This window comes from Streptomyces sp. NPDC059900 (assembly GCF_050270335.1).
Taxonomy (GTDB): Bacteria; Actinomycetota; Actinomycetes; order Streptomycetales; family Streptomycetaceae; genus Streptomyces.
Window position 1 is genome coordinate 1 of record NZ_JBNNJZ010000961.1, and the last position, 1,960, is coordinate 1,960.

Below are 1,960 nucleotides of genomic sequence, written 5' to 3' on the forward strand. Positions count from 1 at the left end.
GGTGTAGGGGCGGGTGGGGTCCGACTCGGCGACCACGCGCGGCAGAAGACCGAGGTAATAGCCCTCCCCCCAGGAGTCGCCCGCGAGTTTGTCCTCCCACTCCCAGTCGCGGAAGCCCCACAGGTTCTCGTTGTTGCCGTTCCACACCACGAGGCTGGGGTGGGGCATGAGCCGTACGACGTTCTCGCGGGCCTCGGCCTCGACCTCGCCGCGCAGCGGCTGTTCCTCGGGGTAGGCGGAGCAGGCGAAGAGGAAGTCCTGCCAGACCATCAGGCCCAGTTCGTCGCAGGCGTCGTAGAAGGCGTCGTCCTCGTAGATGCCACCGCCCCACACGCGCACGAGGTCGACGTTGGCTTCGGCGGCCCGGGTAAGACGGCTCCGGTAGCGCTCGGGGGTGATCCGGGAGGGCAGGACGTCGTCAGGGATCCAGTTCACGCCGCGTACGAAGATCCGCTCGCCGTTGACGACGAAGGTGAAGCCGGTGCCGTGCTCATCGGGCTTCTGGTCCAGTACCACGCTGCGAAAGCCCACCCTGCGCCGCCACGCGTCGAGCGCGGAGCCCGTGTCGGCGCCGTCGGCCGTGTGCAGTGTCAACTCGACGTCATACAGGGGCTGTTCGCCGTATCCGCGCGGCCACCACAGCTGTGCGTCCGGCACGTCGAGCACGAGGGTGACCGCATCGCCCCGGACCTCGGCGCGGGCCTCGATCCCCGCCACGGTGGCGCGGGCGACGAGCGGCTGGTCGGCGCCCTGCGCGGTGCGCTCCAGGTCGACGCGCAGTTCCACGCGCCCCGCCCGGTCGTCGACGGTCACCAGCGGCCTGACCTGGGCGATGCGCGCCGTGGACCAGTGCTCGAGTCGCACCGGGCGCCACAGGCCGGCCGTCACCACGGTCGGACCCCAGTCCCAGCCGAAGCTGCACGCCATCTTGCGGATGTACTGGAAGGGTTCGGGATAGACGTTGGGGCGCTCGCCGGTCGACGCGCGCACGGCTGCCGCCTCGTCGTAGGCGGACGCGAACTCGACCCGCAGCTCGCCGCCGCGGCCCGTGACGTCGTACCGGTAGGAGCGGTGCATGTTGCGCGTGCTGCCCAACTCCCGTCCGTCCAGGCTGATGCGGGCGGCGGTGTCGAGGCCGTCGAAGACCAGGTCGGTGCGTTCGTGTGCCTGCGGTGCCGCGAGGTTCCCGGGGGCGCCGAGGGTGTGCGTGTAGGTCCAGGACCGCCGCCCCACCCAGGCGATGTCGTTCTCGTTCAACCCCATGAAGGGGTCGGGGATGAGGCCTGCGGCGAGCAGATCGGTGTGGACGCAGCCGGGGACCCGGGCATCGAGCAGCGCCCCCTCGTGGCTGAGACTCCAGCCTTCCGTCAGCTGGGTGACGTCCTTCATTTGCGGCTCCAATCGGACAGACACAGGCCGTGCTCGTATGCGATGTCGGTCAACCTAACCCCGAGTTGATTAACCGGTCCAGTCCCCAGGGGTGATCGAAGAGCTACGCGACAGTCCAGGTAGAGAGCGCTTCCGTCTAACTAGGCGCACACCGGCCGGTAACGATTGGGTATCGCGCCGGAAATCATAGCTTTACCGGTTCACGTATCGCTGACATAGTGCCGTCAGCCGCTGGGGCCCGAGCCGTAACCCTTGAAAGGAGTTGGGCACATGAGGAGGAAGCCGCTGATCGCCGCGCTGCTCGCCACCGCGCTGCTGACCGTCGCGGGGTGCAGCGGGGGAGGGACTCCGTCGACCGAGACGGCCACCGCCCCCTCGGACGCGGACAAGGTGTCGGGCAGCATCAAGGTGCTCACCAACCGCACCGACCTCGTGCAGGACGGCACGATGAAGAAGTACGCCACCGCGTTCAACAAGATCTATCCCAAGGTGAAGGTCGGTTTCGAGGGCATCACCGACTACGAGGGGGAGGTCAAGATCCGGATGAACACCGAGAACTACGGCGACGTCC

Annotated in this window: 1 protein-coding gene and 1 pseudogene; one reads left to right on the forward strand and one right to left on the reverse strand. The window is 68.2% G+C overall.

Annotation, left to right across the window (positions count from 1 at the left end):
• Positions 1-1,389: glycoside hydrolase family 2 protein (locus ACQKIP_RS46180; RefSeq protein ID WP_427745739.1), on the reverse strand; the 1,389-nt coding region annotated here is incomplete at its 3' end.
• Between the two features lie 270 nt (positions 1,390-1,659).
• On the opposite strand from ACQKIP_RS46180, the pseudogene ACQKIP_RS46185 reads away from it, so the two are divergent.
• A pseudogene (locus ACQKIP_RS46185) lies at positions 1,660-1,960 on the forward strand (carbohydrate ABC transporter substrate-binding protein); the annotation flags it as partial.